This is a genomic window from Kitasatospora sp. YST-16 (assembly GCF_026802215.1).
Taxonomy (GTDB): domain Bacteria; phylum Actinomycetota; class Actinomycetes; order Streptomycetales; family Streptomycetaceae; genus Kitasatospora; species Kitasatospora cineracea.
The window spans coordinates 1,776,574-1,802,472 of sequence record NZ_CP113837.1 but is presented as its reverse complement, the minus strand read 5'-3'; the positions used below and the strand labels follow the sequence as shown (position 1 = coordinate 1,802,472).

Annotated in this window: 23 protein-coding genes; 4 read left to right on the top strand and 19 right to left on the bottom strand. The window is 74.1% G+C overall.

Annotated features, from left to right (window positions below):
• Positions 1-12 precede the first annotated feature (12 nt).
• Together OU787_RS08180 and glnA are read right to left on the bottom strand one after the other, a co-directional pair.
• Entirely contained in the window at positions 13-471 is a 459-nt protein-coding gene (locus OU787_RS08180; RefSeq protein ID WP_268658936.1) for a hypothetical protein, read from the bottom strand.
• A gap of 177 nt (positions 472-648) precedes the next feature.
• Positions 649-2,061, bottom strand: a complete 1,413-nt coding sequence (gene glnA / locus OU787_RS08175; protein ID WP_268658935.1) for a type I glutamate--ammonia ligase — start codon at positions 2,059-2,061, stop codon at positions 649-651.
• 321 nt (positions 2,062-2,382) lie between these two features.
• On the opposite strand from glnA, the gene OU787_RS08170 reads away from it, so the two are divergent.
• Positions 2,383-2,850, top strand: coding sequence for an RDD family protein (locus OU787_RS08170; protein WP_030920344.1), 468 nt, complete (start codon positions 2,383-2,385; stop codon positions 2,848-2,850).
• Positions 2,851-2,994: 144 nt separating this feature from the next.
• Here the strand turns inward: OU787_RS08170 and OU787_RS08165 are convergent, their stop codons facing one another.
• The 7 genes from OU787_RS08165 to OU787_RS08135 all read right to left on the bottom strand — a co-directional run bounded on the left by OU787_RS08165 (position 2,995) and on the right by OU787_RS08135 (position 10,406).
• The gene (locus tag OU787_RS08165; RefSeq protein WP_030460766.1) at positions 2,995-3,681 is read right to left on the bottom strand and encodes a DUF4191 domain-containing protein; all 687 of its coding nucleotides are present in this window, start codon (positions 3,679-3,681) and stop codon (positions 2,995-2,997) included.
• Between the two features lie 109 nt (positions 3,682-3,790).
• Positions 3,791-3,943: a hypothetical protein gene (locus tag OU787_RS08160; RefSeq protein WP_162870027.1), complete on the bottom strand. Its 153-nt coding sequence runs from the start codon at positions 3,941-3,943 to the stop codon at positions 3,791-3,793.
• 226 nt (positions 3,944-4,169) lie between these two features.
• On the bottom strand, positions 4,170-5,126 hold the full coding sequence (lipA, locus tag OU787_RS08155; protein ID WP_030460767.1) for a lipoyl synthase: 957 nt from the start codon (positions 5,124-5,126) through the stop codon (positions 4,170-4,172).
• Between the two features lie 142 nt (positions 5,127-5,268).
• Positions 5,269-6,042: a lipoyl(octanoyl) transferase LipB gene (lipB, locus tag OU787_RS08150; protein ID WP_442788625.1), complete on the bottom strand. Its 774-nt coding sequence runs from the start codon at positions 6,040-6,042 to the stop codon at positions 5,269-5,271.
• Between the two features lie 148 nt (positions 6,043-6,190).
• Positions 6,191-8,083, bottom strand: a complete 1,893-nt coding sequence (locus tag OU787_RS08145) for a helix-turn-helix domain-containing protein (RefSeq protein ID WP_268658933.1) — start codon at positions 8,081-8,083, stop codon at positions 6,191-6,193.
• A 128-nt stretch (positions 8,084-8,211) separates the two neighbouring features.
• A complete protein-coding gene (locus tag OU787_RS08140; protein ID WP_268658932.1) occupies positions 8,212-9,576 on the bottom strand; it encodes an MFS transporter in 1,365 nt (454 codons plus the stop codon).
• 56 nt (positions 9,577-9,632) lie between these two features.
• Positions 9,633-10,406 (bottom strand): 3-hydroxybutyrate dehydrogenase, encoded by a 774-nt coding sequence (locus OU787_RS08135; protein ID WP_030460771.1) that lies wholly within the window; start codon positions 10,404-10,406, stop codon positions 9,633-9,635.
• 298 nt (positions 10,407-10,704) lie between these two features.
• Between OU787_RS08135 and OU787_RS08130 the strand changes: the two genes are divergently transcribed.
• On the top strand, positions 10,705-12,303 hold the full coding sequence (locus OU787_RS08130) for a regulator (protein ID WP_232795003.1): 1,599 nt from the start codon (positions 10,705-10,707) through the stop codon (positions 12,301-12,303).
• Between the two features lie 198 nt (positions 12,304-12,501).
• Here OU787_RS08130 and OU787_RS08125 read toward each other — a convergent pair whose 3' ends face one another.
• Both OU787_RS08125 and OU787_RS08120 read right to left on the bottom strand, forming a co-directional pair.
• On the bottom strand, positions 12,502-13,821 hold the full coding sequence (locus tag OU787_RS08125) for an NAD(P)/FAD-dependent oxidoreductase (RefSeq protein WP_327059364.1): 1,320 nt from the start codon (positions 13,819-13,821) through the stop codon (positions 12,502-12,504).
• Between the two features lie 448 nt (positions 13,822-14,269).
• The gene (locus OU787_RS08120) at positions 14,270-15,193 is read right to left on the bottom strand and encodes a TIGR01777 family oxidoreductase (protein WP_268658931.1); all 924 of its coding nucleotides are present in this window, start codon (positions 15,191-15,193) and stop codon (positions 14,270-14,272) included.
• Between the two features lie 295 nt (positions 15,194-15,488).
• On the opposite strand from OU787_RS08120, the gene OU787_RS08115 reads away from it, so the two are divergent.
• Positions 15,489-15,992 carry a GNAT family N-acetyltransferase gene (locus OU787_RS08115; protein WP_030460775.1) on the top strand — a complete coding sequence of 168 codons (504 nt, stop codon included), beginning with the start codon at positions 15,489-15,491 and terminating at the stop codon, positions 15,990-15,992.
• Between the two features lie 155 nt (positions 15,993-16,147).
• On the opposite strand, the gene OU787_RS08110 is transcribed toward OU787_RS08115, so the two are convergent.
• The 7 genes from OU787_RS08110 to cobU all read right to left on the bottom strand — a co-directional run bounded on the left by OU787_RS08110 (position 16,148) and on the right by cobU (position 24,681).
• A complete protein-coding gene (locus tag OU787_RS08110; RefSeq protein ID WP_268658930.1) occupies positions 16,148-16,663 on the bottom strand; it encodes a DUF4240 domain-containing protein in 516 nt (171 codons plus the stop codon).
• Between the two features lie 133 nt (positions 16,664-16,796).
• A complete protein-coding gene (gene sucB / locus OU787_RS08105) occupies positions 16,797-18,590 on the bottom strand; it encodes a 2-oxoglutarate dehydrogenase, E2 component, dihydrolipoamide succinyltransferase (protein WP_268658929.1) in 1,794 nt (597 codons plus the stop codon).
• Between the two features lie 58 nt (positions 18,591-18,648).
• Positions 18,649-20,055, bottom strand: a complete 1,407-nt coding sequence (gene lpdA, locus OU787_RS08100) for a dihydrolipoyl dehydrogenase (RefSeq protein WP_106973967.1) — start codon at positions 20,053-20,055, stop codon at positions 18,649-18,651.
• 363 nt (positions 20,056-20,418) lie between these two features.
• On the bottom strand, positions 20,419-21,915 hold the full coding sequence (locus tag OU787_RS08095) for a leucyl aminopeptidase (protein ID WP_123556321.1): 1,497 nt from the start codon (positions 21,913-21,915) through the stop codon (positions 20,419-20,421).
• Positions 21,916-22,139: 224 nt separating this feature from the next.
• Positions 22,140-22,934: an adenosylcobinamide-GDP ribazoletransferase gene (locus OU787_RS08090; protein ID WP_442788437.1), complete on the bottom strand. Its 795-nt coding sequence runs from the start codon at positions 22,932-22,934 to the stop codon at positions 22,140-22,142.
• Positions 22,935-22,990: 56 nt separating this feature from the next.
• The gene (locus OU787_RS08085) at positions 22,991-24,109 is read right to left on the bottom strand and encodes a nicotinate-nucleotide--dimethylbenzimidazole phosphoribosyltransferase (protein WP_268658928.1); all 1,119 of its coding nucleotides are present in this window, start codon (positions 24,107-24,109) and stop codon (positions 22,991-22,993) included.
• A gap of 11 nt (positions 24,110-24,120) precedes the next feature.
• Positions 24,121-24,681 (bottom strand): bifunctional adenosylcobinamide kinase/adenosylcobinamide-phosphate guanylyltransferase, encoded by a 561-nt coding sequence (gene cobU, locus OU787_RS08080; RefSeq protein ID WP_051817084.1) that lies wholly within the window; start codon positions 24,679-24,681, stop codon positions 24,121-24,123.
• 92 nt (positions 24,682-24,773) lie between these two features.
• On the opposite strand from cobU, the gene OU787_RS08075 reads away from it, so the two are divergent.
• Positions 24,774-24,974, top strand: a complete 201-nt coding sequence (locus OU787_RS08075) for a hypothetical protein (RefSeq protein WP_030460953.1) — start codon at positions 24,774-24,776, stop codon at positions 24,972-24,974.
• Positions 24,975-25,001: 27 nt separating this feature from the next.
• On the opposite strand, the gene OU787_RS08070 is transcribed toward OU787_RS08075, so the two are convergent.
• Positions 25,002-25,712: a class I SAM-dependent methyltransferase gene (locus tag OU787_RS08070; protein WP_035955682.1), complete on the bottom strand. Its 711-nt coding sequence runs from the start codon at positions 25,710-25,712 to the stop codon at positions 25,002-25,004.
• Positions 25,713-25,899: the final 187 nt, after the last annotated feature.

Sequence of the window (25,899 nt, the reverse complement as noted above, 5' to 3'; positions counted from 1 at the left end):
ACCGGCCGCAGATCAGCCTGAAGCGACGAAAGCAGCACACGCCTCGAACCCGTGGTGCCAGGCCTGGTCCATCAGATAGGCGCCGTTCAAACCACCGTCGGCGAGGTCGACGAAACGGCCTCCTCTGGTGGCGCGGGCCAACCGGCGGAGCAACTCGCGGCGGTCGGCCGCGAAGTGGCTGGTGGCGGAGAGGATCAGCGCGACCGCGATGCGGGAGGGGCGCAGCCCGAGCGCGAGGGCCCGGTTCGCGGACAGCAGGGCAGCGGCTTGCACTGCGGTGTAGGAAGCCACGTGGGCGGCGCAGGCCCGACGGCCGGCCGCTCCGGACTGCCCCGGTACACCGTCCCGCTGCGTTTTGGTGGCGGCTTGGTGGTCGGTCTGGACCCAGTGATCGGCTACGTCCGCTGAAGCTCTGAGCAGTGCGTAGACGGCGGCGAACCGGGTGGCCCGATGGATGGTGTTCGTGGTCATGAGTGCTCCGGGCGATCAGGTGCTGCTCTGGCAGTTGACGGTCAGGGGCGGTAGCCGTGTTCGTTCGAAGGGCTACGCAATTCGAAGAGCCGCACAAAGCGAAGGCCGCCGCCCCGGCAGGGGCAGCGGCCTTCGATACGGGCAATTTCCTGGTCCGTGGACCGGGGAGCCTCTTACTTACAGGTCGTAGTACAGCTCGAACTCGTGCGGGTGCGGCCGCAGCGCGATCGGGGCGATCTCGTTCGTGCGCTTGTAGTCGATCCAGGTCTCGATCAGGTCGGTGGTGAAGACGCCGCCCGCGAGGAGGTACTCGTGGTCGGCCTCCAGGGCGTCGAGGACGGCGCTGAGGGAGGCGGGGACCTGGGGGACGGCGGCGTGCTCGTCGGGGGCGAGCTCGTAGAGGTCCTTGTCGACGGGCTCGAGCGGTTCGATCTTGTTCTTGATGCCGTCGAGGCCGGCCATCAGCATGGCGGCGAAGGCGAGGTAGGGGTTGGAGGCCGGGTCGGGGGCGCGGAACTCGATGCGCTTGGCCTTGGCGTTGGAGCCGGTGATCGGGATGCGGATCGCGGCGGAGCGGTTGCGCTGCGAGTAGACCAGGTTCACCGGGGCCTCGAAGCCGGGCACCAGGCGGTGGTAGGAGTTGACCGAGGGGTTGGTGAAGGCGAGCAGCGAGGGGGCGTGCTTGAGGATGCCGCCGATGTAGTAGCGGGCGGTGTCGGACAGGCCCGCGTAGCCCTGCTCGTCGTAGAAGAGCGGGGAGCCGCCGGTCCACAGCGACTGGTGGACGTGCATGCCGGAGCCGTTGTCGCCGAAGATCGGCTTGGGCATGAAGGTGGCGGTCTTGCCGGCCCGCCAGGCGACGTTCTTGATGATGTACTTGAACAGCATCAGGTCGTCGGCGGCGTGCAGCAGGGTGTTGAACTTGTAGTTGATCTCGGCCTGTCCGGCGGTGCCGACCTCGTGGTGCTGGCGCTCCACCTCCAGTCCGGCCTTGGCGAGTTCGAGGGACATCTCGGCGCGCAGGTCGGCGAAGTGGTCGACGGGCGGGACGGGGAAGTAGCCGCCCTTGTACTTGACCTTGTAGCCGCGCGCGTCGCCCTCCGCGGAGCCGCTGTTCCAGGCGCCGGCCACCGAGTCGATGTGGTAGTAGGACGCGTTGGCGGAGGTGTCGAAGCGCACCGAGTCGAAGACGTAGAACTCGGCCTCGGGCCCGAAGTAGGCGGTCTCGGCGATGCCGGAGGAGGCCAGGTAGGCCTCGGCCTTGCGGGCGACGTTGCGCGGGTCGCGGCTGTAGGCCTCGCCGGTGATCGGGTCCTGGATGAAGAAGTTGATGTTGAGGTGCTTCTCGGTCCGGAACGGGTCCAGCCGGGCGGTGGCGAGGTCGGGCACCAGGGCCATGTCGGACTCGTGGATGGCCTGGAAGCCGCGGATCGAGGAGCCGTCGAACATCAGGGTCTCGGACGGGTCGAAGGTGTCGGCCGGAACCGCGAAGTGCTGCAGCACGCCCGGCAGGTCGCAGAACCGGACGTCGACGAACTTGATGTCGTTGTCCGCGATGTACTGCTTCACCTCGTCGGCGTTGGTGAACATCCGTACTCCTCCTCGGCGTGCACGGTCTGAGTCTCCGTCAGGGGCGACTGGAGCCCCGGTGCAGGGGGCTCACGATAGGAACGGCCCGTTTCCGGCTCGTGACTCGCTTGTTTCCCACATGTTAACCGGGCCATTCGAACGGACGGCAAAGCGGTATGCTTCCGGGCAAATTCCCGGCCCCGCCGCGCCGCTGATCCGTCACTGGTCCAGACCACTTGCGGCAGCCGGCCGAACGGGGTTCACCCCGACGGGAAACCCGGACGGCGCGCCGCCGCCGGGGCCGCCCCCGGGCCCGGCCGTAAGCCCGGTTAGGGTGGATTCGTGGACACCAGAGAAGCACTCGGATCGTGGATCGACGGCCCGAAGGCGGCCGCCGAGAAGATGGGCGCCGAATTCGGCTACCGCGGCGAGCGCCTCGGCCTCCCGCGGACCGGTCCCGGCTCGATGGCCGGCCCCGGCCGCCGGATCGGCGCGCTGTTCGTCGACGGCTGGCTGGTCAGCCTGGTCGCGTACGGCCTGCTGGCGCGCGGCGAGCAGAGCTCCGCGAACCTGTGGACCACCCCGCTGTTCTACGCGGTGACGGTCCTGTTCCTGGCCACCACCGGCACCACCGTCGGCAAGCGCCTGTTCGGCCTGCGGGTGGTCCGGCTGGACGGCACCCGCGCCACCATCCCGCAGGTGCTGCTGCGCACCCTGCTGCTCTGCCTGGTCATCCCGGCCGCCGTCTGGGACCGCGACACCCGCGGCCTGCACGACAAGGCCGTCGGCACCGTCGAGGTCCGGATCTGAACCACCCGGCAACACCGAGCAGCGCCGAGCAACACCGAGCAGCACCCGGGAACGCCCGGCAGCACCCGGGAGACATCGAACGGCCCCGCTCGCGGAGGGAAACCTCGCGGGCGGGGCCGTGGTGTGGTGTGGGGGAGTCGCGCCTCAGCGCATGCCGCCCTTGGGCATCCGGGCGCCCTTCGGCATCGGACCCTTGGGGATCGGCGCCTTGGAGAGCAGGTCGCCGAGCGCGCGCAGCCGGTCGTTGGTCTCGGTGACCTGGGCGGCGCTGATCGCCCGGGGCAGGCGCATCAGGTGGATCTGCAGCTTCTTGAGCGGGATCTCGCCCTCGCCGTTGCCGACCATGATGTCGTGCACCGGGATGTCGCCGACGACCCGGGCCATCTTCTTCTTCTCGGACGCCAGCAGCGGCCGCACCCGGTTCGGGTTGCCCTCGCCGATCAGCGCGATGCCGGCCCGGCCGACCGCCCGGTAGACCGCGTCCTGGCTGCGGGTGACCGCGACCGGGGTCTGGTTCGAGCTCCAGCCGCGCCGGATGTTGCCCAGCACCGCCGCGACCGCGCCCGGCTGGCCCTCCATCTGCCCGAACGCGGCCCGCTCGGCCCGGCGGCCGAACACGATCGCAACCGCCAGCACGGCCACCACGAAACCGAGGATGCCCAGGTAGATCGGGTGGTCCAGTGCGAAGCCGATGGCGAGGAACACGCCGAAGGTCAGCAGGCCGACGCCGGCGATGATCAGGCCGATCTTGGTGTCGACCTGCTTGGTCATGACATATGCCTGGCGGATCTGTGCGAGCCGCCCAGGGGTATCGGATTTTTGCCTCGCCATACCGCTCATGGTACGTGGCGGCACACGCGATCATCCAAGGCGGTGCCGGTTCGTGACCCTGGTCTTTCCCCGAGGGGACCCCGCCGCGGGCCCGGCCCCCACCAGGGGTTCAGGCGCTGCGCCCGAACACCTGCACGGCCTGCTCGCGTTCGCCCGCCAGCCGCCGGTTCTCGCACACCGCCGCCCACGCGTTGCGGCGCGCGCCGCGGATCAACAACAGCTGCTCGGCCCGCCGAAGCGCGGTCCGGATTCCGGTACGCATGACCCCACCAACTCCTCGACCCGGGTACCGCTCCAGCGTCCCGGACGTCCGTTACCGTACGGTGACCCGGCCGTCAATGCCACGTGAAACGTCGACGCCTAGCCCGGACAGCCCCGCACCGGACCGCCCCGCCTCGCTCCCCGGACCGCCCCGCCCCGCCTGCCGGTACGCGGAAGGGCGGGCCCGTTGCGGACCCGCCCCACCAGGAACCACCGTGCGGACCGCCTCAGACCGCCGCCGCTCGCTCCCGGTGCTCCAGCGCCTGCCGGTACAGCCGCCCGGCCCGGTACGAGGAGCGCACCAGCGGACCGGACATCACCCCGGCGAAGCCCAGCTCCTCGGCCTCCTGCTGGAGCTCGACGAACTCCTGCGGCTTCACCCAGCGCTCCACCGGGTGGTGGCGCAGCGAGGGCCGCAGGTACTGGGTGATGGTGATCAGCTCGCAGCCGGCGTCCACCAGGTCGGCCAGCGCCTCGCTGACCTCCTCGCGGGTCTCGCCCATGCCCAGGATCAGGTTGGACTTGGTGACCAGCCCGGCCGCCCGGGCCTGGGTGATCACGTCCAGCGAACGCTCGTAGCGGAAGGCCGGACGGATCCGCTTGAAGATCCGCGGCACCGTCTCGACGTTGTGCGCGAGCACCTCGGGGCGGGAGGAGAAGACCTCGGCGAGTTGCTCCGGGACGGCGTTGAAGTCCGGGATCAGCAGCTCGACGCCCGTCCGCCCGGCCTCGCGGGCGGCGGTCATCGCGTGCACCTGGCGGACGGTCTCGGCGTACAGCCAGGAGCCGCCGTCCTCCAGGTCGTCACGGGCGACACCGGTGATGGTGGCGTAGTTGAGGTCCATCGTGACGATGGACTCGGCGACCCGGCGCGGCTCGTCCCGGTCGAACTCGGCGGGCTTGCCGGTGTCGATCTGGCAGAAGTCGCAGCGGCGGGTGCACTGGTCGCCGCCGATCAGGAAGGTCGCCTCGCGGTCCTCCCAGCACTCGAAGATGTTGGGACACCCGGCCTCCTGGCAGACCGTGTGCAGCCCTTCCTTCTTCACCAGGGACTGCAGGGCGTTGTACTCCGGCCCCATCTTCGCCCTGGTCTTGATCCACTCGGGCTTCCGCTCGATGGGGGTCTCGCTGTTGCGGACCTCCAGCCGGAGGAGCTTCCTGCCGTCGGGTGCGACAGCGGACACGTGCGACTCCTAGAACTAGACGGGGTACCCCTCAGGGTACGCCTGCACTTCAATGGCCTTCGACCGGCCCCGGGCTTGCCTTCGAAAGGCAACGCTCGGCGTGCCGCGCCGATTCCGCTACTGGACGGCGACGACCGGTCCGCTACCGGACGGCGGCGACCGGCTCGGGCAGTTCGGCGAACACCTCGGCCAGCTTCCGTTCCACCGCGTCCACCGCGTCCGGCACCGCGAACGGCCGGCCCAGCTCGCCGCTGAGCGAGGCCACCCCGGCGTCCCGGATGCCGCACGGGACGATCTTGTCGAAGTACGTCATGTCGGGGTCGCAGTTCAGCGCGAAGCCGTGCATGGTCACGCCGCGGGCCACCCGCACGCCGATCGCGGCGAGCTTGCGGTCGTCGCCGCGCTGGCCCGCGTTGGACGGCGCGTACTCGGGGCCGGCCAGCCGCGGGTCGATGCCGAGCGGCAGGCCCATCCGCAGGGTCAGCTTGCCGATCTCCACCACCTGGGAGGGGTCGACCACCGCGCCGGGGATGTCCGCGCCCAGCTTCCACACCCCGCTGCGGCCCTCGATCCGGGTGGTGTCCACCCCGAACCCGGCGCAGGCCCGGATCAGCGCCTCCTCCAGCCGCCGCACGTACGCGACCACGTCGATCGGGTCGGGCAGCTTCACGATCGGGTAGCTGACCAGCTGGCCGGGGCCGTGCCAGGTGATCTCGCCGCCGCGGTTGACCTCGACCACCGGGGTGCCGTCCAGCGGCAGGTCCTCGGGGTTGGTGCGCTTGCCCATCGTGTACACCGGGTCGTGCTCCAGCAGCAGCACGGTGTCCGGTATCTCGTCCGCGACCCGCAGCGCGTGCAGCCGCTGCTGCTCCGCCCACGCCTCCTGGTAGGGGACGGTCCGCTCGCCGATCCCCATCCGCACGAACCGCACGTTCTCGCTCACCACGCCACTCCCTGCCGGCCGACCAGCCCAACCTCGCCACTGTACGCCCGCCGCGGGCACGAGCCGCAGGGCCGCCTCGGCCGCCCGCCGCTCCGGGCCTTGGAACGGCTCCGGCAGCTCCTCAGCCGCCCGCCAACAGCTGCAGCCGCAGCGCGAGTTGCAGCTCCAGCGCCCGCTCCGGCTGGTTCCAGTCGCGCCCCAGCAGCACCTCCACCCGGTCCAGGCGCTGCACCACCGTGTTCACGTGGACGTGCAGCAGGTCCTTGGCCCGGGTCAGGCCGCCGCCGCAGTCGAAGTAGGCGCGCAGCGTGCGCACCAGCTCGGTGCCGCGCTTGGCGTCGTAGTCGAGCAGCGGGCCGAGGGTGGCCCGGACGAAGCCGTCCACGTCGTGCCCGTCGCCCAGCAGCACGCCCAGGAAGCCCAGGTCGGCCGCGCACGCCCCGTCCCCGTCCCGGCCCAGCACCCGCAGGGCGCGCACGCAGCGCACTCCCTCCGCGTACGCGGCGGCCAGCGCGACCGGGCCGCTGGCGGCGCGCCCGGTGCCGACCGTGACCGGGCCGCCCGCCAGCCGGGCCAGCCGTTCCGCGGCGAGCGCGGCCACCGCGCCGTCGCCGCCGCCCTCGTGCGGGACGAGCAGCACCGCGCCCTCGCCGAACTCGGCGCTGATGCCCCGGGAGCCGAACAGGTAGCGGGCCGCGGCCCCGGCCAGCCGGTCCCGGGCGACGGCGTCCTCGGCGACGGCGACCAGGGCCAGATGCGGCCGGTTCAGGTCGACGCCCAGGCGGCGGCCGCGGGCGGTCAGGCCGGCCGGGTCGCGGTCGGGCGCGGTGAGCAGGTCGGCCAGCAGTTCGCCGCGGACCCGGTTCTCGGTCTCGGCGACCGAGCGGCGCAGCAGGAGCAGCAGCGCGGTGACGACGCCGGCCCGTTCGAACACCCGCCGGTCGGCGTCGTCCAGTTCGGGCCGCCCGTGCAGCACCAGCGCGCCCAGCAGTTCCTGCCCGGCGAGCACCGCGCACACCCACTCGGCGCCGTGCCGCACCGCGTGGCCCTCGGCGCGGGAGGCGGCCACCGCGTCGGCCAGGCCGTCGGGGGCGCCGCCGGGGCCGGTGAGCGGGGCGCCCTCGGCGTCGTGCACGGAGGCCCCGCCGTCCAGCAGCGCGGCCACCTCGGCGGCCACGTCGGCCACCTCCGCGCCGCGCAGCACCAGGTCGGTGAGCCGGTCGTGGGCCTGCTCGGCGCGCTGGACGGCCGCGGCGTGGGCCCGGATGACGGCGTTGGCGGCGGCCAGGTCGGCGAGCGCGGCCCGGGTGTCGGCCAGCGACTTGGCGGTGTCCAGGGCGATCGCGGCGTGCGCGGCCAGCGTGCACAGCAGCGCGACCTCGTCGGGGGAGAAGGCCCGCGGCGAGCGGTCGGCGGCGAACAGCACGCCGATCACGCTGCCGCCCAGCAGCAGCGGCACCCCGATGATCGCCACCAGCCCCTCGTCCAGCACGCCCGCGTCGATCTGCCCGGTGTGCCGGAACCGCTCGTCGACCCGGTAGTCGTGGCTGGCGTAGGGGCGGGCGGTCTGCGCGACCAGGCCGCCCAGGCCGTCGCCCAGGCTGAGCCGCAGGGTCTGGAAGATCGGCGAGACCGAGCCGTCGGTGACCCGCATGTACGTGTCGCCGGCCCGCTCGTCGGGGAGGGTCAGGTACGCGGTGTCGGTGCCCAGCAGCATCCGGGCCCGCCGGACGATGGCCTGCAGCACCGCGTCCAGGTCCCGGGAGGCGGCCAGGTCGCCCGCGGTGTCGAACAGCGCGGTCAGCTCGGCCTCGCGTCTGCGGTGCTGGCGCATCGTGCGGTGCACCCGCAGGGCCTGCCAGGTGGCGTCGTCGATCTCGCGCAGCACCTCGGCGGGCGCGCCCCGGCGGCGGGCGTCGGCGAGCACCTCGCCGAAGTCCTCGGTGGCGGCCCCGGTGGCCAGCAGGTCGAGGAGTCTGCGCAGCGCCGGCGCGGCGGTGGTGTGGCGGTCCATGCGGTCTTCCCTTGTCGCTCGTGCCCCCGTGGCCCCCGTGCCCCCGGCCCGCCGCTGGAGAACCGGAGAACGGGCCGGGGCCGCGCCGCCGGGTGCCCGGTGGCGCGGCCCTGATCCTGCCGAAGTGCTCAGAGGCTAGCGGGCGCCTTCACGGAGTCCCCCCGAGCGTCCGCCCCGGTGTCCTCCAGGTCGCTGCCGCGGGTCTCCCGGCCGCACAGCACGGCCACCACGGTGATCACCGCGGCGATCGCCACGTACACCGCGATCGGGGTGGCGCTGCCGTAGTCCTTCAGCAGCGCGGTGGCGATCAGCGGGGCGGGCGCGCCGGCCGCCACCGAGGAGAACTGGGCGCCGATCGAGGCCCCCGAGTAGCGGGTGCGGGTGGCGAACAGCTCGGAGAAGAACGCCGCCTGCGGGGCGTACATCATGCTGTGGAAGAACAGGCCGACGGTGACGGCGACGGTCAGTTGGACGAAGCTCCCGGTGTCGGCCATCCGGAAGAACACGAACGCCCAGACGCCGACGCCGACCGCGCCGACCAGGTAGACCGGCCTGCGGCCGACCCGGTCGGAGAGCGCCCCGAAGGCCGGGATCAGCGCGAACTGCACCGCCGAGCCGATCAGCACGGCGTTCAGCGCGGTCTGCTTGGGCAGGTGGGTCTGGGTGACGGCGTACGCCAGCACGAAGGTGGTCAGCACGTAGTACGAGATGTTCTCCGCCATCCGGGCGCCCATCGCCACCAGCACGTCCCGCCAGTGGTCGCGCAGCACCGCCACCAGCGGCGGCCGCTCCGGCTCGGTGCGCTGCTCGGCGGCCGCCAGCGCGGCCTTGAACAGCGGCGACTCGTCCACCGCGAGCCGGATCCACAGGCCGACCATCACCAGCACCGCGGAGAGCAGGAACGGCACCCGCCAGCCCCAGGACAGGAACGCGGCGTCGGACTGGACGGCCGTCATCAGCGAGAGCACGCCCGCCGCCAGCAGGTTGCCGGCCGGCGCACCGCCCTGCGGCCAGGACGCCCAGAAGCCGCGCCGCCGGCGGTCGCCGTGCTCGGAGACCAGCAGCACCGCCCCGCCCCACTCGCCGCCCAGCGCGAAGCCCTGCACCAGCCGCAGGACGGTCAGCAGGACCGGCGCCGCCACGCCGACCTGGTCGTAGGTGGGCAGGCAGCCGATCAGGGTGGTCGCCCCGCCCATCAGCAGCAGGCTCAGCACCAGCAGCTTCTTGCGGCCGATCCGGTCGCCGAAGTGCCCGAACACCAGTGCGCCCAGCGGCCGGGCGGCGAACCCGATCGCGTAGGTCAGGAAGGACAGCAGGGTGCCGGTCAGCGGGTCGGCCTTCGGGAAGAACACGTGCCCGAAGACCAGCGCCGCCGCCGATCCGTACAGGAAGTAGTCGTACCACTCGATGGTCGTACCGATCAGCGAGGCGGCGACCACCCTGGGCAGGGAGGCGGGTCTCGGATCGCCGGAGGAGGAGGGGAGGGCAGCCATGGCGGATTCCCTTGCAGGTGAGGGGAGTTGAGGGGAGTTGAGCGAAGGTCGGGAACTCAGTGCGCGGTCCAGCCGCCGTCCACCGGCAGGCTCGCCCCGGTGATGTACGAGGCACCCGGCGAGCACAGCCACACGGCCAGCTGCGCCACTTCGTCCGGCTCGATCAGCCGCTTCACGGCGGTGCGGTCGAGCATGATCCGCTCCACCACCTCGTCCTCGTGGATGCCGTGCGCCAGCGCCTGCGCGGCGATCTGCTTCTCCACCAGCGCGGTCCGCACGTACGCCGGGTTCACGCAGTTGCTGGTCACCCCATACGGGGCGCCCTCCAGGGCCACCGTCTTGCTCAGGCCCTCCAGGGCGTGCTTGGCCGTCACGTACGCCGACTTGAAGGCGCTCGCCCGCAGGCCGTGCACCGAGGAGATGTTGACCACCCGGCCCCACTCGCGCTCGTACATGTGCGGCAGGGTGCGGCGCAGGATCCGGAACGGGGCCTCCACCATGACCCGCTGGATCAGCGTGAACCGCTCCACCGGGAACTCGTGCACCGGCGCGACGTGCTGCAAGCCCGCGTTGTTGACCACGATGTCCGCGTCCGCCGGCAGCGCCTCCACCGCGTCCGGGTCCGACAGGTCCGCGACGTGCGCGGTCCCGCCGATCCGGGCCGCCAGCTCCTCGGCGGGGCCGGCCGCCAGGTCGACGACGTACACGTGCGCGCCCGCCGCGGCGAACGCCTCCGCGCAGGCCCGGCCGATGCCGGAGGCGGCCCCGGTGACCAGGGCGGTGCGGCCGAGCAGCGGGGGTTCGGCGGGCGGGGCAGAAGTGGTGTCCATGGCCGAGAACGGTAGGAATCCGCGCGCCCCGCAACGATGTGGGCGGACACCACAGCACGGCCCGCCCCCATGGTTCCCGGCACCATGCGCCCGGAACGCGGGCAGCGGCTCTCGAACTCAAACACGCGACGCCCGTGCTTCCTCACAACGGGCGGGGCTGGTTCACCCGTTCGGAGGATGGGCGGCCCGAATCCACCCATAGCGTCCCAATGCTCGCTACATTCGCGCCGATTCCCGATCAGGGGGCGCCGTCCCGGGCAGGAGGGGCCGGAACGGCGCCTGAGAGGTGTGGACTGCTATGCCCCAACGGCCAGTGATCGACAGCCCCGCGTACCGACCGCTCGACCCGCTCGACCCGCGCCCGACCGGAGCGGCCGAGACTCCTCCGCGCGCGCCCGAGCAACCCGACCCACCGGCCCCCGCGGCCGGGCGCGCCCAGAACCCGCAACTCGCCGCGCTCATCGAGGAGTCCGGCTTCTCGCACGCCGGCCTCGCCCGCCGGGTCGACCAACTCGGCCTGGAGCACGGCCTCGACCTGCGCTACGACAAGACCTCGGTCACCCGCTGGCTGCGCGGCCAGCAACCCCGCGGCGCGACCCCTGCGCTGATCGCCGAGGTCTTCACCCGCCGCCTCGGCCGCCGCCTCACCGCCCAGGACGTCGGCCTCGACGCCTGCGCCCCGGTCTACGCGGGCCTGGAGTTCGCCGAAACCCCGCAGGAGGCCGTCGACATCGTCGCCTCCATGTGGCGCAAGGACAACGGCCCCTACGCCGAACTCCGCAAGATCGCCTTCACCCCCGCCGGACTCGTCGTCCCCAGCCGCGACTGGCTGATCGGCCGCACCGACGAACGCGTCGCCCGCGACGGCACCACCCTCACCCCCGAGGAGCTCCGCACGCCCCCGCAGGGTGCCCGCGTCCCCCCGCAGGGCCCGCGCCGCCCCGCCGGGACCGAACCCGCCGCCGAGAGCCGGGAGACCAGGCCCCCGGTCCGGGTCGGCCGCGGCGACATCGCCGCCATCCGCGCCGTCGGCGACCTGTTCCGCGCCCTCGACCACGCCTACGGCGGCGGCCACGCCCGGCAGGCCCTGGTCCGCTACCTGGAGAGCGAAGCCGAACCCATGCTCCGCGGCCGGTACGGCGAACAGATCGGCCGCGCCCTGTTCGGCGCCGTCTCCGACCTGACCCGGCTGGCCGGCTGGACCTCCTTCGACATCGCCGCGCACGGCCTCGCCCAGCGCTACTTCGTCCAGGCCCTGCGGCTCTCCCAGGCCGCCGGCGACCGCGTCCTCGGCGGCTTCATCCTCACCACCATGAGCCAGCAGGCCGTCCACCTCGGCCACGCCCGCGAGGCCATCCAGCTCGCCCGGGTCGCCCAGCAGGGCGTCGGCACCACCGCCGCCCCCGTCGTCCAGGCCCTCATGCACGCCGCCGAGGCCCGCGGCCACGCCCTGGCCGGCGACGTCCGCGCCTGCACCACCGCCCTGGTCCGCTGCGAACGCGCCCTGGCCACCGCCCGCAGCGCCGACGAAGTCCCGTCCTGGGCCCGGTACTTCGACGACGCCCAGCTCGCCGACGAGTTCGCCCACTGCTACCGCGACCTCCAGCAGTGGCGCCCCGCCGCCCAGCACGCCGAGAAGTCCCTCCGGCTGCGCGCCCCCGCCTACGCCCGCAGCCGCATCCTCTGCCGGCTCGTCCTCGCCTCCGCCCGCCTCGGCATGGGCGACGTCGACGAGGCCTGCTCGATGGCCACCGACTCCCTCCGCGCCGCCGGCGAGATGCGCTCCGCCCGCACCGTCGAGTACCTCCGCGACTTCCACCGCCGCCTCACCCCCTACCGCACCACCCCCGCCGCCCGCGCCTTCGAAGAGGCCTCCCGCCAGGCGGGGGTGATCTGACCCTCGTCGAAGGCCCCGCCAAGGCCCCGCCCGGGGCCTGCCAAGATCCCGTCAAGGCCCCGCCCGGGGCCCGTCAGGGCCCCGGGGAACGGCGGGCCGATGCTGCTGCCGGTCGGAGCCCATCGAGAAGCCCGTGCTGCCGAGGGCCTTGACCGGCACCCCCGCAGAACCGGACCCCGCCGTCCCCCGGTTCCCGCCCTACGCCGCCTCCGCGACCTCCGCCCCGGCCCGCACCCCGAGGTCGCGCAGCACCGCCTCCGCGGCCCGCCGGCCGGAGACCAGCGCGCCCTGGACCGTCCCGGTGTCCCGGTGGTCGCCGCAGACGTACAGCCCGGCGAGCAGCCGGACGGAGCGGCGGAAGTGGTGCGGCGGCGGCATCGAGACGACCGCGTCGGCGGCGTGGCGGACGGTCAGGAACTCCCACCCCGCGGTGGAGGTCCCGTACAGCTCCGCCAGCCGCCGCCGCACGGCGCCCTCGTCGCCGGCCGGCCCGCCGGAGTCGAAGGCGCGGCGGCCGAGCACCGTGGTGGCGATCAGCGCCCGCCCGTCGGCGGCGTACGAGGGGTCGGCGTCGCTGAGCACCAGCGAGTGCGAGATCCCGGAGCGCTCGGCGTCCAGCAGCAGCACGGCCTCGCCCAGCGGCGAGCGCTCCGCCGCGTGGTAGTAGGTGGTGACGGGGTGGAAGCCGGGCTGCCGCAGGCCCGGCAGCAGGGCGGCGGCCGTTGCCGCGTCGGTGGCGACGACCACCGCCCGGGAGCGGATCCGGCCGTGCCCGGCGGTCTCCACGCCGTCCGTGCCGACCGAGGTGACCTCGACGCCCAGCCGCAGGGCGCCCTCCGGCAGCCGGGCGGCGAGCTGCTCGGGGACGGCCCCGATGCCCGCCGCCGGGACGCAGAGCCGGCCCCGGGCGTACGCGCGCAGCACCAGGTCGGCGACCCGGCTGGAGGTGCCCAGCGCGGGGTCGGACAGCAGCGCGCCGAGCAGCGGGCGCAGGAAGCCGTCGACGGTGCGGGCGGGCAGGCCGCGCTCGGCCAGGGCCCGGGCGGCGGTGGTCTCGGGGCGGGCGTGGATCCGGGCCGGGGGCGTCGCGGCGAGCCGGGCCAGGGCGGCGGCCAGCCGGGCCTTCTCGAGCGGGGTGCCGAGCGGTCCGCGGGTGGCGGCCTGCCGGGCGGGGGTGAGCTGCGGGTCGCCGGTCCGGTAGGTGCGGCCGCCGCTGTGCACCAGGACGCCGGGGGCGAGCGGACGCAGCCGCAGCCGGTCGAGGTCGAGGCGGCGGGCGAGTTCGGGGTAGGCGGTGTTGAGCAGGTGGCTGCCGTGGTCGAGCCGGAAGCCGTCGAGTTCGCGGGCGGCCGCCCGGCCGCCGATGCGTTCGGTGGCTTCCAGGACCTGGACGTCCAGGCCCTGGGCGGCGAGCGCGTCGGCGGCGGTCAGTCCGGCTATGCCGGCGCCGACGACGATCGCGTCGGGGTCGCCGGACCGGCCGTGCCGGGCGCGGCCGATGAAGTCCTGTGCGGGCACGAGTGGGTGCTCCCTCCCTGGCGGAGCCCCCGGCGGCCGCCGCGCGCGGCAGGGCCCGCGGGCGAGCGGGCGGGTGCCGGGGCGGGCAGCGGGGGGCGGACGTGGTCCGCACTGGTGATGCCCCGTCATCCGCGGGTCCAGACCGGTGGGTTCCGCCCAATCGGGTCATCACACCGGGCACGGGCACGCAGCGGGTCCGGACGGTCACCCACCGTGCGCCAAACGGGGCGCGCGGGGCGGGAGCGGGCGCGCACCGTCACCACCCGCACCCCGCGCGCCGCCCACTTGCACCCGTGCGCCCCCCGCCGACGCCCCGTCAACTCCCGTAGGCCGCACCGCTCCCGCGCTCACCCTCGGAGCCACCCGTACCTACTCCTGCCGCCTGCCGCGCCCGCCGACTGCACCCGCCCGTCGCACCGTCCCCGCCGCAGCGCCGCCCGCCGCGCCCCTACCGCAGCCCGAGCGCCGCCGCCACGACCGCCCCCGCGTCGGGGTCGCGGAACTCGAACCCGGCCTCCAGCAGCGCCTTCGGCACCACCCGGTGGCTGCCCACCACCTCCACCGCCATCTCCCCGAGCACGGCGCGCAGCGCCCACTCCGGCACCGCGAACACCGCCGGCCGCCCGAGCTGCCGGGACAGCTCCGCGGTCAGGTCGCGGTTGGTGACGGGGTCGGGCCCGACCAGGTTGACCGGCCCGGAGAGGTCCTGACGCTCGATCAGGAAGCGCAGCGCGGCGACCTCGTCGGCCAGCGAGATCACCGACCAGTACTGCCCGCCGCTGCCCAGCCGCCCGCCCAGCGCCAGCCGGAACAGCGGCAGCAGCCGCGCCCCGGCGCCGCCCTTCGGGTCGAGCACCAGCCCGGTGCGCGGGTGCACCACCCGGATCCCGGCGTCCGCGGCGGGCCGCGCGGCGCGCTCCCACTCCTCGCAGACCCCGGCCAGGAAGTCGCCGCCGGCCGGCGCGTCCTCGTCGATCACCCGGTCGCCGGTCTGCCCGTAGTAGCCGACCGCGGAGGCGCTGACCAGCACCTGCGGCGGCTCCTTCAGCCGGGACAGCGCGGCGGCCAGCGTCTCGGTGCCGAGCACCCGGCTGTCCCGGATCTCCCGCCGGTAGGCGTCCGTCCAGCGCCGGTCGCCGACGCCCGCCCCGGCCAGGTGCACCACGGCCCGCACGCCCTCCAGCGCGGCCGCGTCGATCTGCATCAGCTGCGGGTTCCAGCCGACCCCGACCGTCCCGTCCGGCTGCGGCCCGGTGCGCGAGCGCCGCCGCACCAGCCGCAGCACCTCGTACCCGTCCGCCAGCAGGGAGTCCACCAGCGCGGACCCGATCAACCCCGTGGAACCTGTCACCGCGATTCGCATACCGGCCATCCTCGCAGCCCGCCCCCGCCCACCCGTCCAGAAACCCCGTCCCGGATCGGCCCACCTCCCGCTCCTCGACGGCCGGGGCCGTCGGACGCGGCACCAGGCCCTCTCTTTCGGATCTTGTCGGATTAGCGCGCGGCGGTGGGCTCCCCCAGCCCCGAGGGGGGCTGGGAGGTGCCCCCTTGGCTGGGAGTGCCGGCCCGACGCCCTCGTACTGGATGTACTTGGGTGTTGGGCCGGTGCTTCCAGGCGGGATGTCCGGCGTCGCGCGCCCGGCAAGATCCGAAAGAGAGGGCCTAGCATGACCGCCATGCCCTCCAACGATGTGATCATCAGGCCGGCGCGGGACGAGGACGAGCGCGCGATCCGCGCCGTCGACCACGCCATCTGGTCCCCGCTCAGCGAGGTCGCCCCGCGCGGCCCCGAGGACGCGCCGGTCTTCGACCGGGACCACCGCCCCGACCAGTACCTGCTGGCCGAACTCGGCGGCCGCGTGGTCGGCTACGTCCGCCAGATCCGGGAGATCCCGCTCCCCTCCAACGCCCACGTCCGCCAGATCCAGGGGCTCGGCGTCCTCCCCGAGGCCCGCGGCCGCCGCATCGGCGACGCCCTGCTCACCGCCGCCTGCGAAGCCGCCCGCGCCGCCGGGGCCCGCCGGATGACCCTGCGCGTGCTCGGCCACAACACCCCGGCCCGCCGCCTCTACGAGCGCAACGGCTTCCAGGTCCTCGGCGTCCTGCCCGAGCACTTCCTCCTGGAGGACAGCTACGTCGACGACGTCTGGATGGGCCGCACCCTCGCCTGACCCGCCCCGCCCCGCCTCGGCCCGGCCCGGCCCGACCTGACCCGACCCGCCCGGACGGGGCCGGCCGCCGGAGCTGACGCCCCGTCCGGGGCACCGCCCCGCACAGCACCCGGACGGCCGCCACCCGAAAGGCCCGGCCCCCGCCCCGGCCCCGCTCAGTCCCCGTACAGCTCCCACAGCCGCGGGTAGCGGGCGGCCATCACCGCCCCGTCCGCGAAGTCGAAGAAGACGCCCTCGGCGGCCGGCGGCTGACGCACCCCCAGCTCCGGCAGCGGAAGCCCGGTCAGCCGCTCGTACGCCTCGTCGGCGGCGTAGCCGAGCTCCTCCGCGTCGCCGTCCTCCGCCTCGTCGAAGTCCGGCACCAGCTCGGCCAGCGCGTCCGGCTCGTGCACCGCGCCCTCGAAGACCTCCCGGCCCTGGCCGATCAGCCAGCACCGGAAGTAGTCGAAGCCGTCCTCGGAGGCCCCGCCGAGCAGCAGGTAGGCGGCGCCCCACAGCTCCACCGTGTACGCCCGCTGGAAGCGCGCCTCGAACTGCCGGGCGAAGTCCAGCACGTCGTCCGGGGTGAGCCGCAGCAGTTGCTCGACCAGCGCCTCGGCCTGCTCGTCCGGGTCGCCCTCGGCCGCGTCCCGGGCGTCGTCGACCAGTTGCCAGAATCCCGTCTCGTCCATCACCGCTCCAGCCTCCACGATCGCCGCCCCGTTTGCACCCGATCGGCGGGCCGGTCGGGCCGGAGGACGCGGGAGCCCCGCACCGTCCGGGGACGGTGCGGGGCTCCTGAGGAGTGCTTCGCAGCACGGGGCCTTACAGGCCGAGCTCGACCTCGAACTCGCCGGCCTCCAGGATCTCCTTGACCGCGACCAGGTAGCGGGCGGCGTCCGCGCCGTCCACCAGGCGGTGGTCGTAGGAGAGCGACAGGTAGGTCATGTCGCGGATGCCGATGGCGGTGCCGCCGTCGGACTCGATGACCACCGGGCGCTTCACGGTCGCGCCGATGCCCAGGATGGCGACCTGGTTCGGCGGGACGATGACGGTGTCGAACAGCGCACCGCGCGAACCGGTGTTGGAGATGGTGAAGGTCGCGCCGGACAGCTCGTCCGGGGTGATCTTGCTGTCGCGGACCTTCGAGGCCAGCTCCGCGGTCTTCTTCGAGATGCCGGCGATGTTGAGGTCGCCCGCACCCTTGATGACCGGGGTCATCAGACCCTTCTCGGAGTCCACCGCGATACCGATGTTCTCGGTGTCGAAGTAGGTGATGGTGCCCTCGGCCTCGTTGATCCGGGCGTTGATGACCGCGTGGGCCTTCAGCGCCTGGGCGGCGGCCTTCACGAAGAACGGCATCGGGGACAGCTTCACGCCCTCGCGGGCCAGGAAGGAGTCCTTCGCCTTCGCGCGCAGCGACATGATCCGGGTGACGTCCACCTCGACCACGCTGGTCAGCTGGGCCTGCTCGTGCAGGGCCTTCAGCATGTTGTCGCCGATGACCTTGCGCATGCGGGTCATCTTGACGGTCTGGCCGCGCAGCGCGGAGGGCGCGGCGGCGGCCTTCGCCGGGGCGGCGGCAGCGGGGGCGGCGGCGACCGGGGCCGGCGCGGCCTTGGCGGCCTCGGCGGCGGCGATCACGTCCTGCTTGCGGATGCGGCCGCCGACGCCGGTGCCGGCGACGGAGGCGAGCGCGACACCGTGCTCGGCGGCGAGCTTGCGCACCAGCGGGGTGACGTAGGCGTCACCGGCGTCCGCGGCCGGAGCGGCGGCGACCGGCGCGGCCGGAGCGGCCACCGGGGCCGGAGCGGCCGGCGCAGCGGGGGCGGCCGGGGCCGGAGCGGCGGCAGCGGGCGCCGGAGCAGCCGGGGCGGCCGGAGCCGGGGCCGGGGCGGCCGGGGCAGCGGGAGCCGGAGCCGGAGCGGCGGGAGCAGCCGGAGCGGCGGCCGGAGCCGGAGCGGCCGGAGCCGAGCCCGCGGCGCCGATCAGCGCGAGCTGGCCGCCGACCTCGGCGGTCTCGTCCTCGCCGACCAGGATCTTCACCAGGGTGCCCGCCACGGGGGAGGGGATCTCGGTGTCGACCTTGTCGGTGGAGACCTCCAGCAGCGGCTCGTCGACCTCGACGGTGTCGCCCTCGGCCTTCAGCCAGCGGGTGACGGTGCCCTCGGTGACCGACTCGCCCAGCGCGGGCAGCAGCACCGGGGTGGCGTCGCCGGCCGGAGCGGCGGCGGCCGGAGCCGGAGCCGCCGGGGCCTCGGCGGCCGGGGCGGCAGCCGCGGGGGCCTCCGCCACCGGAGCGGCCGGGGCCGGAGCGGCCTCGGCGGCGGGCGCCGGAGCGGCCTCGGCGGCGGGCGCCGGGGCGGCGGCGGGGGCGCCGGAGCCGTCGTCGATGATCGCCAGCTCGGCGCCCACCTCGACGGTCTCGTCCTCGCCGACCTTGATCGAGGCCAGGACGCCGGAGGCCGGCGCCGGGATCTCGGTGTCGACCTTGTCGGTGGAGACCTCGAGCAGCGGCTCGTCGATCTCCACGCGCTCACCCTCGGCCTTCAGCCAGCGGGTGACGGTGCCTTCGGTCACGCTCTCGCCCAGCGCGGGCAGTGTTACTGAGACCGCCATGGTTCCAGCGACTCCTATCAAGTCTTGCGTACAGGAATGAACGGGGACGGGGGCGCGATCAGTCGTGCGCGTGCAGCGGCTTGCCGGCCAGCGCGAGGTGGGCCTCGCCGAGGGCCTCGGACTGGCTCGGGTGCGCGTGGATGAGCTGCGCGACCTCGGCGGGCAGGGCCTCCCAGTTGTAGATCAGCTGGGCCTCGCCGACCTGCTCGCCCATGCGGGCGCCGACCATGTGGACACCCACGACGGCGCCGTCCTTGACCTGGACCAGCTTGATCTCGCCGGCAGTCTTGAGGATCTTGCTCTTGCCGTTGCCGGCGAGGTTGTACTTGAGCGTGACGACCTTCTCCTTGCCGTACTGCTCGACGGCCTTGGCCTCGGTCAGGCCGACGGAGGCGACCTCCGGGTTGGAGTACGTCACCCGCGGGATGCCGTCGTAGTCGATCGGGACGACCTTCAGGCCGGCGATCCGCTCGGCCACCAGGATGCCCTCGGCGAAGCCGACGTGGGCCAGCTGCAGGGTCGGGACCAGGTCGCCGACGGCGGAGATGGTCGGCACGTTGGTGCGCAGGTACTCGTCGACCAGGACGTAGCCGCGGTCCATCGCGACGCCCTGCTCCTCGTAGCCCAGGCCGGCCGAGACCGGGCCGCGGCCGATCGCGACCAGCAGCACGTCGGCCTCGATGGACTTGCCGTTCTCGGTGGAGACCCGGACGCCGTTCTCGGTGTACTCCACGCCGGAGAAGCGGGACTTCAGCTCGAACTTGATGCCGCGCTTGCGGAAGGCGCGCTCCAGCAGCTTGGAGGAGTTCTCGTCCTCCAGCGGCACCAGGTGCGGCAGGCCCTCGACGATGGTGACGTCGACGCCGAACGACTTCCAGACCGAGGCGAACTCGCAGCCGATCACGCCGCCGCCGAGGATGATCGCCGACTTCGGGATGTAGTCGAGCTTCAGCGCGTGGTCGGAGGAGATGATCCGGTTGCCGTCGATGTCCAGGCCCGGGATCGAGCGCGGCACCGAGCCGGTGGCCAGGACGATGTGGCGGCCCTCGATGCGCTGGCCGTTGACGTCCACCGAGGTCTGCGAGGAGAGCTTGCCCTCGCCCTGGATGAAGGTGACCTTGCGCGAGGCGACCAGGCCCTGCAGGCCCTTGTACAGGCCGGCGACGACGTCGTCCTTGTACTTGTGGACGCCGTTGATGTCGATGCCCTGGAAGGTGGCGAGGACACCGAACTCGGCGGCTTCCTTGGTCTCGTCCGCGACCTCGGCGGCGTGCAGCAGCGCCTTGGTCGGGATGCAGCCGCGGTGCAGGCAGGTGCCGCCCAGCTCGCCCTTCTCGATCAGCGCGACGCTCAGGCCGAGCTGGGCGCCACGGAGCGCCGCGGCGTAACCGCCGCTTCCGCCTCCGAGAATGACTACGTCGAAAACGGTGCTGGCGTCGTTCGCCACGTCACGTCCTCCATGCAAAAGGTGCGGATCGCCGGGCCGGTCGCGGTCCGGTGGGTGAGTGCCCTCGTAAGGCGCCCAGTCGTGCCGGAAATACATCTTTGCACTTGTTGGCGGCAGGTGGCGTCGGCGGGTGCCCCGGGGCGCCCCCGGTGCGGCCCGCGCCTCGGCGGTATGACCCGTTCTCGGAGGTATCGTCGCAGCTCACGGCCGGGAAAACGGCAAGCGGAGGTACTCCGTCCGGGGGTCTTCACCAGGCTGGTTCCGCCCTGCGGAATCAATTTTCGCCGGAGGCGAACACCGGCTCGAATTGGTATCGAGTGCTACCGGCTGGTAATGCGCGTGGGGCCCGGCACCCACCGGTGCCGGGCCCCACGCGTCGGATCACTTGCCCGCGGCGGTGTCCTCCGCGAAGCGGACCAGGGTGCGCACCGCGCTCGCGGTGCCGCCCTTCGGGGTGTAGCCGGACGCGCCGCCCTCGTTGAACGCCGGGCCGGCGATGTCCAGGTGCGCCCAGGCGGTGCCCTCGGCGACGAACTCCTGCAGGAACAGCCCGGCCACCAGGCCGCCGCCCATCCGCTCGCCCATGTTCGCCAGGTCCGCGACGGTCGACTCGACCATGCCCTTGCGCAGGTCGGCCGGCAGCGGCATCGGCCAGGACGCCTCGCCCACCGCGCCCGCGGTCTCGTGCAGACGGGTGCGCAGCGCCTCGTCGTTGGCCATCACGCCGAAGGTGCGGGTGCCCAGCGCCAGCACCATCGCACCGGTCAGGGTCGCCACGTCGACGATCACGTCGGGCTGCTCCTCGCCGGCCCGGACGATCGCGTCGGCCAGCACCAGCCGGCCCTCGGCGTCGGTGTTCAGCACCTCGACGGTCTTGCCGCCGTACATCCGCAGCACGTCGCCCGGACGGGTCGCCGAGCCGGACGGCATGTTCTCCGCCAGCGCCAGCCACGCCGTCACGTTGACCTGCAGGCCCAGCCGCTTGGCGGCGACCACGGCGGCGAACACCGCGGCGGCGCCCGCCATGTCGCACTTCATGGTCTCGTTGTGACCGGCCGGCTTCAGCGAGATGCCGCCCGAGTCGTAGGTGATGCCCTTGCCGACGAAGGCCAGCGAGGCCTTCGCCTTCGGGTGGGTGTACGCCACCTTCACCAGCCGCGGCGGGTTCGCCGAGCCGACGCCCACGCCCAGGATGCCGCCGAAGCCGCCCTTGGCCAGCGCCTTCTCGTCCAGCACCTCGACCTTGAGGCCGTGCTCCTTGCCGGCCGCCTGGGCGATCGCGGCGAAGGACTTCGGGTTCAGGTCGTTCGGGGCGGTGTTGACCAGGTCGCGGGCCCGGTTCATCTCCTCGCCGATCGCCGCGGCGCGCTCCACCGCGACCTTGGCGTCCTTCGAGCCCTTGCGCTCCACCAGCAGCACCAGCTCGGCGACCGGGGCCTTGGCGACCTCGGCCTTGTAGCTGCCGAAGGAGTAGGTGCCGAGCAGGCCGCCCAGCGCGACCGCCTCGACCTCGTCGGCCGAGACCGCCGGCAGCGCCAGCGCGACCTTCTTCGAACCGGCCAGCGTGCGGGCGGCGGTGCCGGCCGCCTTGCGCAGCTCCTCGGCACCGTACGCGCCCTCGGCGGCCGCGCCCAGGCCCACGGCCAGCACCAGCGGCGCCTTGGCGCCGGCCGGAGCGGGAAGCTTGACCGCCTCACCCTCGGCACCGGTGGCGCCCAGGGTGGTGAGGACCTCGGCCAGCTTGCCCTCGAACGCCTCGACGACCGCCTCGGCGCCCGGAGCGACGACCAGGCCCTTGGGCCCCTTCGCCACACCGATCACCAGGGCATCCGCACGCAGGCTCACGGCGGAGGAGGTGCTCACAGACAGTGCAGTCACGACAAATGCGTCCTGTTCTTTTCGCGGTCCACAGCCGGTGACGGCTCCGTTGCCGACCGGCAAAACCCAGGCAGACTCCGCGGCGAAACGGGGCGCAGGGCCAGGGTGCTCACCGCATGGTAGTCCGCATATTGGGATCGCGCCGCCCCGCCTGCCCCGTGCACGAACCGCCGCGAACCGTGACGGTGCGTGAGTTCGCGTACGGGAACAGGGCGGACGCCCGCTCACACCAGCGCGAGCGCCACCAGCGCCGCGGTCGCCGAGGTCTCCACCAGCGCACCCAGCACGTCCCCGGTCACCCCGCCGAACCGCCGCACGCACCGCCGCAGCAGGGCCCCCGCGGCGAGCACCCCGCACAGCACCGCCACCCCCGACTGCCAGCGCACCGCCGCCGCCACCGCGGCCACCAGCACCGTCACCGCCACCGCCACCGCCGGCCGCACGGTGGCCGCCACCATCGCCCCCAGCCCGCCCGGCCGGGCCGCCGGCACCGACCGCAGGCACCCCCACGCCAGCGCCGCCCGCCCCGCCACCGCGGCCACCACCGCCGCCAGCGCACCGCGCCCCGGCGACACCGCGAACTGCCCGGCCAGCGCCGCGACCTGGGCGAGCATCAGCAGCAGCAGCGTCAGCACGCCGAACGGGCCGATGTCCGACTGCTTCATGATCCGCAACGCGTCCCCGGCCGGCTTCCCGCTGCCCAGCCCGTCCGCGACGTCCGCCACCCCGTCCAGGTGCAGCCCCCGGGTCAGCACCGCGCCCACCGCGACCACCGCCACCCCGCCGAGCAACGCCCCGCCCCGCCACGCGACCAGCGCCCCCGCGCCCCCCGCCAACGCCCCCACCACCAGCCCGACCAGCGGAGCCAGCACCATCGCCACCCCGCCCGCCCCCCGGTCCCACCGCTCCACCCGCACCCGGAACACCGTCAACGTCCCGAACGCGAACCTGAGCCCGCCCCCGACCGGACGCCCCGTCAGGGCCGCGGCAGTCTGCGCCGAACCGGCAGGCGAAGACACAGCGCCCTCCGACTCCTGCCCCGTCCCCTGCTGGGCGTGCTCGTTGCCCACCGGGGTCAGTAGCGGTCGAGCAGGTCCGCCGCCGTCGGCAGCTTGGCCGGGGCCCGCGGCGGGAGCGGCTTGGCGCTCGGGACGGCGGCCGGCTCGGCGAGGGTGTCGCCCGCGGCCTGGAGCAGCGGCAGGGCCAGCACCGCGGAGACGCCCTCGCCCATGGTGACGCCCGCCTCGTGCAGCGGTGCCAGGGTCAGCCGGTCGTACGCCTTGGCCTGGGCGGGCTCGCCGGTCAGCGCGGAGGCGCGCCACCACTCGGGGGCCCGGAAGGCGATCCGCTGGGCGACCAGCGCGCAGGCCGCCGAGACCACCCCGTCCAGCACGACGGGCAGCTTGCGGACGGCGGCCTGCAGCAGGAAGCCGGTGATCGCGGCGAAGTCGGCGCCGCCGGTCGCGGCGAGCAGCGCGAGCTGGTCGCCGAGCACCGGGCGGGCCCGGCGCAGCGCGTCGCGGATGGTGGCGCACTTGACCATCCAGGTCCGGTCGTCGACGCCCGAGCCGCGGCCGGTGACGGCGGCGGCGTCGGTGCCGCACAGCGCGCCGATCAGTACGGCGGCCACCGTGGTGGAGCCGACGCCCAGGTCGCCGAGCAGCACCAGGTCGGTGCCGGCGTCGGCCTCCTCGTCGGCGACGGCCATGCCGGCCCGGAAGGCGCGGGCGGCCTCCTCGGCGGTCAGCGCGTCCTCGACGTCGATCCGGCCGGAGCCGCGGCGGACCCGGTGCCGGACGACCTCTTCGGGGAACTCGTTCGGGTCGGCGTCCACGGCGATGTCGACCACCCGGACGTCCGCCCCGTAGCGGCGGGCCAGCACGGCCACCGGCGCGGTGCCGTCGAGCACGGCGCGGACCCGGTCGGCGGTGCCGCCGCGGGGCTGCAGGGTGGAGATGCCGAGCGAGGCGACGCCGTGGTCGGCGGCGAACAGCAGCACCCGGGCGCCGGTCAGCGGGCGGATCGGCGCCTCGCCCTGGGCGGACGCCAGCCAGGCTCCCAGCTCCTGGAGCCGGCCCAGGCCGCCGCGCGGCACGGCCAGTTGCTGCCAGCGCTCCTCGGCGCCGCGTCGCGCACCCTCGTCGGGCCGCTCGACGAGCGAGGAGAAAGTGTCGAGATCCACGGTGGTGTCCATCGGTCGGCAATCTACACGGACACCGCTTTGATGGTCAGCACCTGTCCGGCGACCACCAGCAGCACCTGCTCGGAGGCGTCGGCCACCGCCATGTTCAGCCGCCCGAGGGTGTCCCGGAAGCGCCGTCCGGCGGCGGTGGCGGGCACCACGCCCATCCCGACCTCGTTGGAGACCGCGACCACCTCCCGGGCGGTCCCGGCCCAGGCCGCGGCCAGGGCCGCGCAGCGCTCCTCGACCGCCCGCTGCCCGCCGTCCAGCCAGACCTCGTCCTCCCAGGCCCGGTGCTCGTCCATGACCGCGGTCAGCCACAGCGCCAGGCAGTCGATCAGCACCGGCGCCCGGTCGCGGTCGTCGGCCAGCACCGCCTCCAGCTCGCAGGTCTCGGCGGTCCGCCAGGTCTCCGGCCGCCGGGCCCGGTGCAGGTCGACCCGCCGGGCCCAGTCGGCGTCGCCGTCCCGCCGCCCGGAGGTGGCCACGTACAGCACGTCGGAACGGTCGGCGAGCAGCCGCTCGGCATGGGTGGACTTGCCGGAGCGGGCGCCGCCGAGGAGCAGGGTGCGGGGGAGTGCCATGCGATCATCCTGCCGGACGGAGCTTCGCCCCCTCGCGGGGTGGGCACGCTACCGTCACGATCCCAGTGGCACGATTCGCGGAGGAGCCCGGCATGGTGTGGACCTGGCGGTACGAGAAGAGCGACGGCACCGTGGTGGAGCCGGCGAACGGCGCCGAGGAGTTCTCCAGCCAGGGGGACGCCGAGTCCTGGATCGGCGAGGAGTGGAAGGCGCTGCTGGAGGACGGGGTGGACCGGGTGGTCCTGGTCGAGGACGGGCGGGACGTCTACCCGATGAGCCTGCACGAGGCCTGACGCCCCGTCAGCGCCCCGCCCCCGGCGTCACTTCCCGGCGACGACGTGCAGCAGCGCGGCGACCTGCCGGTACGGGTCCTGCCGGCCGGCCCGCTCCTCGGCGTCCAGCAGCTGGGCGAGCTGCCGGCCGTCGACCGGGGCGGCCTCGTCCGGCATGGTGTCGGTGAACACCCGCACCCCGTACCAGTGCCGGACCGGGACGGCGAAGCCGGCCAGCGTGCCGGAGAGCTCGGCGAGCCGGTCGGCGCGGGCGGGCAGGCCCAGGCGGTTGGTGTAGCGGGTGGAGTCGAAGGCCTCCTGGCAGGCCCGCCAGTCGCCCATCAGCCCGGTCCGCATGGCCAGCGCGTCGCCGTTGCGGACCAGCAGCGAGAGCAGCCCGCCGGGGGCCAGGATCCGGGCCACCGAGGCCAGCATCGGGTCCGGGTCCGGCAGGTACATCAGGGTGCCGTGGCAGAGCACCAGGTCGAAGCTGCGCGGCCCGAACCAGCGCCCGACCTGGTGGCCGTCGCCGGTGAGCAGCTGGACGCGCTCGCGCACCTCCGGCGGCTCGGCGGACAGCGCCTGCTGGGCCAGGCCCAGGGTGGCCGGGTCCGGGTCGATGCCGGTGACGAAGTGCCCGGCCCGGGCCAGCCGCAGCGCCTGGGTGCCCTCGGCGCAGCCCACGTCCAGCACTCGCAGCGCGATGCCGCGGGTGAGCTGCTCGGCGAGCTGGCGGGTCACCAGCTCGTGGCGCACCAGGTTGTGCAGCCCGCCGTGCCGCTCCAGCCACTCGCCCGCCCCGCTGTGGTACGGCCCGCCCCGGGCCGGCAGCCGTCCGTGCCGCCCCTGCGGCGCCCCGTACCCGTGCTGTGCCGGTACGCCCGGTGCGCCGAGGGCCCCGACCGGCTGCTGCGCGGGCGGGGCCCAGTACGGCGGGACGGCTTCC